The 7,039-nt window shown below is 59.0% G+C and carries 8 protein-coding genes; all 8 read left to right on the top strand.

Annotation, left to right across the window (positions count from 1 at the left end):
* The first annotated feature begins 209 nt into the window (after positions 1-209).
* The gene (locus Q1K49_RS11060) at positions 210-518 is read left to right on the top strand and encodes a helix-turn-helix transcriptional regulator (protein ID WP_213694565.1); all 309 of its coding nucleotides are present in this window, start codon (positions 210-212) and stop codon (positions 516-518) included.
* Positions 519-644: 126 nt separating this feature from the next.
* Positions 645-1,316, top strand: coding sequence for a PspA/IM30 family protein (locus Q1K49_RS11055; protein WP_213694566.1), 672 nt, complete (start codon positions 645-647; stop codon positions 1,314-1,316).
* A gap of 2 nt (positions 1,317-1,318) precedes the next feature.
* Positions 1,319-1,756, top strand: a complete 438-nt coding sequence (locus Q1K49_RS11050) for a YbjN domain-containing protein (protein WP_213694567.1) — start codon at positions 1,319-1,321, stop codon at positions 1,754-1,756.
* Positions 1,757-1,905: 149 nt separating this feature from the next.
* On the top strand, positions 1,906-2,691 hold the full coding sequence (locus tag Q1K49_RS11045) for an E3 ubiquitin ligase family protein (protein ID WP_213694568.1): 786 nt from the start codon (positions 1,906-1,908) through the stop codon (positions 2,689-2,691).
* Between the two features lie 38 nt (positions 2,692-2,729).
* Positions 2,730-4,409 (top strand): hypothetical protein, encoded by a 1,680-nt coding sequence (locus Q1K49_RS11040; RefSeq protein ID WP_300525987.1) that lies wholly within the window; start codon positions 2,730-2,732, stop codon positions 4,407-4,409.
* A 31-nt stretch (positions 4,410-4,440) separates the two neighbouring features.
* Positions 4,441-4,752, top strand: a complete 312-nt coding sequence (locus Q1K49_RS11035) for a hypothetical protein (protein ID WP_300525985.1) — start codon at positions 4,441-4,443, stop codon at positions 4,750-4,752.
* Between the two features lie 209 nt (positions 4,753-4,961).
* Positions 4,962-5,432 (top strand): hypothetical protein, encoded by a 471-nt coding sequence (locus Q1K49_RS11030; RefSeq protein WP_300525984.1) that lies wholly within the window; start codon positions 4,962-4,964, stop codon positions 5,430-5,432.
* A 248-nt stretch (positions 5,433-5,680) separates the two neighbouring features.
* Positions 5,681-7,039: DUF2207 domain-containing protein (locus Q1K49_RS11025; RefSeq protein ID WP_300525982.1), on the top strand; the 1,359-nt coding region annotated here is incomplete at its 3' end.

Genomic DNA, 7,039 nt, shown 5'->3' with positions numbered 1-7,039 from the left:
GAAACCACCCTTGTTTCTCCACGAAATCGGCGGGAAATCCTACCCGCACTCTTCCCCGAGGGGTGATGGACAGGCGGAGAGACTTCCTCTACTTTCGAAAGCGGATTCATAGAGTACAGACAGAAGTGATTTCCTGTTTTTTCTATAATATATCATCTATTCACATAAACATCCGTCTTCGAAAATTCCCTATCGGGAGGGAGCGTTCCGTGAGCGCAAAAACGCATCTTCCAGAGCACCCGGATGGCGAACTTCGGGAAAGGCGCGGTAGAAACCCGACTCGAGCGACGCTTTTACTGCGATTACAACTCGATCCTTTTTCTCTCACAAAAAAGGAGGCGGGCATCGTCCTGCTCCTTCTCGAGGACCGGAGCAACGAGGAAATAGCCGATACCGAGGCCATCACCCGGAACACGTTGAAAACCCATCTGCGTCACATCTACCGCAAACTGCATGTCACCGGAGGAGACCGGACATCCCGGATCACGGAAATCGCCACCAGGCTGGGACTTCGGTAGGCACACTCCCGACAAGGCACTCCGGACATGACACCCCGGAAGCCGGAGAAGGAAAAGGGAACTATCTGTTCGGGCGGAAAGCATCAAATCAGGCGCCCCGAAAACGTGCACGGAGGAGGTGCGGCAATGAGCATTTTCGGCAAAATGACGGACATTTTCAAAGCCAACGTGAATGACATGCTTGACCGCATGGAGGATCCGGAAAAGATGGTCAAGCAGATGATCGTGGAGATGGAAGAAGGGCTCACCAAAGCCACCTCTTCCCTGGCAAAGGCCATGGCAAACGAACAGAGCCTCCGCAAACAGCACGCGGCAGCGAGCGAACAGGCACGCCAGTGGGAAGAGAAAGCCGGCATGGCGATGAAGGCCGGTAACGCCGATCTGGCCCGTCAGACGCTGGAGAAGAAACTGTCCTTCGACGGGCAGGCGAAACAGTATGAGACCATGACCGCTCAGGCTTCCGTCACCACCGCACAGCTCCGCTCCCAGCTCGATGCGTTGAAAATGAAACTCGACGAGGCACGGATGAAACAATCCACTCTCGTGGCGAGATCTCAGGCCGCGAAGGCGCAGAAGGAATTCTCCACCGCCATGGGAACCGCCACGGGAAGCGGAGCCTTTGCCAAATTCGAGAAAATGGAACGCAAAATCGAGGGTATGGAGGCGGAAGCCCAGGCGTTCTCCGAAATGGGAGGCACCCTTCCTCAGGATGACCCCTTCGCAAAACTGGAAAAAGACCAGCAGCTCGAAGCGGAGATGGCGAAGCTCATGGAAAAGATGGGACAAGGAGGGGTCTGATCATGCGCAAGTTCGCCCTGCTCAAGGACGGAAGCAACGAGGCACTCCTGGCGAAGACGAAGAACACCGTGACGGCGCTTCTCGGTGAACTCTTCGACCCGGAGGATCTGACCAGCGTGGAGGATCTCCACTCCTTTCCCTTCGGCAGCGCCACCATCCAGATCCAAGTTCTCCCCTGGCATGCCGAGGATGTACTCGTCCGTGTCTTCTCCTATCTCGTGGAAAACGTGGATCCGTCGAAGGAGGGCCTCTGCGAGAAACTTCTCCGGCTGAATGCCACGGTACCCCTTGGGGCATTCAGCCTCGTCTTCGACGGCACGATCATGTTCTCCTGCTCGCTGGCGGGGGCCAATCTCGACAAAAACGAACTGCTCGGCGCGCTCCAGACCGTCGCCGCCTACGCGGACCAGTACGACGACATTCTGAAGACGCTTTTCTGACGGCCCCCGGATCGAGCGCAAAACAAGGCGGCCCGGAGATTCGCCGGAGGAGCGGAGCGGTTCGGAAAAAATCCCGGACGAAGGAGTAGAAACGCGGCTCGCCGGAAAGTGTCGCCATTCGAGAAAAGGACCGGAGAGGAGAGATGTCCATGAGCCCGCTTTCTCTTGGAATCGGAGCGGTTCTCGCTCTGGGAGGCGCCTATCTCGCCTTCATCCAGAAAAAAAAGAGCGAGGGCGTCGTCACGGAACTGAAATTTCTGAAGGCCACACCTCTCGCGGAACTCCACGCCGCGTGGAAGGCCATCACCGAGCAGGGGTTTTCGGGAAACTACCGGGAGTTTGTCGAGACCAACGGAAAAGCCGCAACGGAGGGAGAACTCCGCTCCCCCCACGGAAATATCCCCTGCGCCTATTTTGTCGCCACCGTGGAACGCCAGTTCGAGCGCGAGGAGACGACCAGGGACGAAAAAGGGAACGTCCAACGGCGCAGGATGCGCTCCTCCGAGAACGTCTCCTCTCAGAAAAGCGCCTCTCCGCTCTATCTGGAATCCGCAGGAATCCGTATTCCCCTCGACCTCGACGGAGCCTCCCTGGACCTGAAGGATGGAAGTGATCGTTTTGAGCCCTACGAAAGCAACCGCACCTATTCCTTTTTCAACGCAGCCTCCATTCAGACGGGAACAAAAACGCTGGGCTTCCGTTATTCGGAGAAGATCATCCCTTTGGGGCACCCGCTCTACGTCGTGGGAGAAGCAAAGGATTCCTCGGGAGAATTGCGGATCGGAAGCCCTTCGGAAAAGGGGAAACCCTTCATCGTGTCGGTGAAATCCGAGGATGAGGTGATCAAGAGCAGAGAAAGCGGCGCCAGGACGCAATTCTACCTGGGGATAGCCCTTATCGTTGCCGGGATCGCCGTGGCGCTCCTCGTGAAATGACGCATCCCCGATGTTCTTTTCGGAAAGGAGGTATCCCCATGCATCGGCAACGGACTCTCGCTCTTGTCTGCGCGCTCCTCTGCCTGATCGCCGTTCCCGCACTGGCCACACCCAGGAATGCCCTCGCACCCTGGCCCGAGGACGCGATCTTCGCCGTGGTGGTCCTGGAAAATGTGAAGGACATGGCAACCGAACTCGCTCCGTCGGTGGAAACCATGTTCCCGGAAGGGGCGCTCGTCGCGGAATGGCTCCGGAGCGTTCCCGTCAAATCCGTCGCGGTCTCCTTCGGCTACAAAGACTGGGTCTTCCGTCTCCAGGGAGCGCTTTCCTTCGGCCCGGAAAAACGCACGATCCTCGACCGCATCGCCGGTGGCACGGCGGAACCGGGCGATCTCGACGCCCTTCTCGACAATCCCGCTGAAGGCGCTTTTGACTTCGTTCTCCACGAGAACGCCACGTATCTGATCATCTCCGACGGCATGGTCCTGGCAATGGTCACCGCCAAGGAAGACACGCTTCTTCTCGGCTTCGCTCCCGAGGATCTCACCGCCGGACTGGAGGCACTGGAGAACGCCGGACAACGTCTGGTCATTCCAAGAAAATACACGACGCCGGATTTTCTCTACTTTGCCGACAACGGCATGTTCGTGAAATCCATCCAGGAGGAAATGGGGGAGTTTCTCCCCCTTAGGGACGTCCCCTTCCGCTTGGAATTGGGCTTCACCCCCCAGGAGAAAGGGTGGCGTCTGTCGGCCTTTCTCAACCTCGCCAGGGTGTTCTTTTCCGACGAGGCCTTGTCTGCCTTCACGCCTCTGCCGCCACACCCACTGCCGCTCTTCGGCGAACAGGCGCCCTTCTTCGCCGCCCGAGGCAGGCTGCCTATCACCGACGTCGCCCTGGCGGAAGTTCGGGCCGCCGCCGCGTCGGGCGACGAAGATGCACGGAACGTGACGGATCTGCTGGACATCCTCGGTCATTACGGTTTGAACGACAGCGACCTGAAAGACCTCCTCGGCTCGTTCTCTCTCGTCGCGGGAGGCGAGGCGAAAGCCCTCTCGACGCTGCTGGAGGCGAAGGTTCCCGGCGTGTATCTGACACTTGCGGGAACGCCCGAGGCCCACGCGAAAGCCCTTGCCGCGGCGGAACGCTTTGCCGCCGGAGAGACCGCACCGCCTGTCCAGGTGGTCGATGTTCCGGGATGGACCAAGGTTTTTGTCGCGGAGGATCCGCTTCCCTTCGTGACGGCTTTCCGGAAGGACCTGCTCCTCCTCGGGTTTGTGGATCCGAAGGATCTGGAAAAGAGCCCCGTCCCGCAACCCACTCTGGAAGCCCTTTCGGAAAAGGCGCTTCTCAAGTTTCTGTATCTGCACATACCCGGACTGCGAACTGCGGTGCTCTCTCTGGTCGACCCGGTGGGACAGCCCTGGCACGAGGCGTTCGGTCTGGGAGACGTCAAGGAGTTCGCACTCTCGGCACTGCAGGCTTTCCGGCAAACGGAAGAGGCCGAGGAACTCTTTCTCGCCGTCCCGAACGTGGAAGAAGTCTTTCTGGAGGGAGTGAACGGCACGCCCGATCCAGCAGTGAACAAACGCATGGAGGCATTGACCTCCGCATGGCAGGCGGTGTCCGCCGAGCCGTCCTCCCGATGGCATGAGAACTCGACGGAACTCTCTCCGCTCGAAGAAGAATCCGTGGAAGAGGGCACGCCTACACCCTGAAAACGGCTCCGGTTACGGTTACGGTTACGGCGTGCGACCACTCCCCCCGTCCTCGCTGCCGTTTCCTGCACGAGGCAATGTACCGCATCCGTGTCACCCTCGGGAACGGGGTACCCGCCAAAGCGCAACGGAGTCGGACGATCGGGTACGCTCCACTGTCTCGAATCCGGAGGTCATCACGGCTCTTCCGGCCCTCTCCGCCCTGGATCTCCAGAAAACCGAAGGAGTCACGGACATCTCCATCTTCAAGGATCTGCCCAAGCTCAACTACATCTACTCCAAGAAAGGGCAGTTCCCGGAGGAACAGCTCGCCCCCTTTGAAAAGAAGGCCGTCGTTCAGTAGCACCCCGTCTCCTTGACCGGAAAGGTGGAAGACAAGATGCAACCGGACGCGTTTCGCGTCATCGGCACGCGGGAACGGCACGAAGCCGCCCCGAACATGTTGCAGCGCCCTCCTCCCGCATGGCACGACACCGGAAAAGATCTTTTTCGACGGCTCTCGGGAAGGCATCGGAAGGAAAGACTGGAACTCCTGAAGGAGGTTCGAAGACGATGATCGGAAAAGGTCGGTTCGTTTTTCTGGCGTTTGTCGTCGCCCTTGTGGTTCTTGCCGCCGCCGCGGCCCTGGCGAGCGTGAAGGGTACCGTGAAGGAGTCCGCGGATTTCAGCCTTCTCGTTCCCGAGGGATGGGAATTCAGCGATTTCGGAAACGGCACGGTTCAAACCTACAACTCAAGCGGCTCCTACATGGTGGAACTCAAAAAGGCCGGATCCAACATGACCGAGAAGGACGCGGAGAGCGGCGTGGCGAACCTCGCATCCCAGAACAAGGGTACAGGCCCGGAAAAGGTGGAAATGCTCGGTCTGACGTTCTACAAAACCGTCTTCGACAAGTCCTCCATGCACATGTCCTACTACGCGGGCATCAAGGACGGGGTCAAGATCTCCATCAATCTCGTCGGCAAGGATCACGAGACCGATCCTGCCATCCAGGCCGTGTTCACCTCCATCGCCCTGAAATAGATCAGGGGAACGACATCGGAAAGAAACCGGAAAACCCGTCTCGAAATCACCCCTGCTCGCAGGGTTCGAGGCGGGTATCCCCGTCTTTCGAGATAGCGCGTCAGCCGCGCTGTCCTCTTCGAAAAAACGGCCGTCGTTCTTTTCGTGTCCACGATTCGCGGTGTTTTCTCTCCGGAACGTGACGCACGGGGCTCCTTGTGAAATGCCTGCGGGAAAACACGTTCCCGCAGGAGAGGAGGGAATCATCCATGGAAACGAGATCCCGCTCGCTTCAGGTGCTATGGGTACTCTGCGTTCTGTTTCTGTCGTTGTTCGAGGGGAGAGCTTTCTCGGAGGAGCGCATCGTCTCCTTCTCCGTCACGGGAGAGGTGACCGAAGAAGGCGGACTGAATCTGCGCGAGGCGATCACCCTGCACGCCGAGGGACAGGAAATCCGCCGGGGTATCATCCGGGTCTTTCCCACCGATTACACGGACGAATCGGGAAAAACCTGGCGCACGGAATTTTCCCTGCGGGAGGCTACACTGGACGGAGGACCCACACCCTGGGAAATCACCCGCGTTGGGGGAAACCTGGAGATCCGCCTGGGCGATCCGGACCGTCTTCTCTCCATCGGACAACACACCTTCGTCCTGGACTACGCGACGTCGGGCTGGCTGGGCTTTTTCGAGAAACACGACGAACTGTACTGGAACGTCACAGGGGATGCATGGAGTTTTCCTATAGATGGGGCGACTTTTTCCCTGCGACTTCCGGGGAAAAGGCCCGGAGAAGGGTTTGAGAGCATTGAATGGTACACGGGGCGCCGAGGTGAAAAGGGAAGCGACGCCCGGAGGCTTCCCGACGGATCCGTCGTGAGCACCCGGACTCTCGCTCCAGGCGAGGGACTCACCGTCGTCTACACCTGGCCCAAGGGAATCGTGTCCCCTCCTCTGAAGGGCGCGGAAGAACTGCAACGCTGGTCCGTCTCGCCGTACCGGACGCTGCATCTGGCCATGCCCGTGGTGTTGCTCGGAATCTCGTTTCTCTTTTGGTTCCTCTGGGGACGGGATCCGAAACCAGGCACGATCATCCCCCGATTTTCGCCCCCGCAGGGGGTCGAAGCGGGATTCGCCCGCTATGTCCGTACCATGGCCGTGGATGACCACTGTTTCGCCGCCATGGTACTCGGCCTTGCCGTGAAGGGAGCGCTCACCATCGAGGAAAACGCTCCTCTGTCTAGCAGCATCGCCTCCGAGAACGCCCTCGCAGGCAAAGCGCTCTCCCTGCTCTCCAGGGTAATGGGAAAACAGTACCGCCTGCGTATCCGCAGCGACCGGATCGCCAACCTCTCCCTCACGGCGGAGGAACAGCTCCTCCTCACCTTCCTTTTTGTGAGCGGCAAAGGGGAGCTTCTCCTTTCCGGCGACAATCGCCTCATCATTCAGGAAACCTTCACACAGCTCAAAAAACGTTTCGTCGAGCGGGCCAAACCTCTCTTCAGCGCGAATCTCGGAAAATGGGCGCTTTCCGTGGCGCTCTTCGAGATATACGCCGTCGGCCTGTTCATCCTCATGATCGTCGACGCGTCAAAAGGCGGCATCGCCCGGGTGGAACCTCTCGTCGCC

It is taken from the genome of Aminiphilus sp., assembly GCF_029975095.1.
GTDB lineage: Bacteria > Synergistota > Synergistia > Synergistales > Aminiphilaceae > Aminiphilus.
Note: the sequence above shows the minus strand (reverse complement) of the source record. Positions and strands in the feature narration are given on the sequence as shown.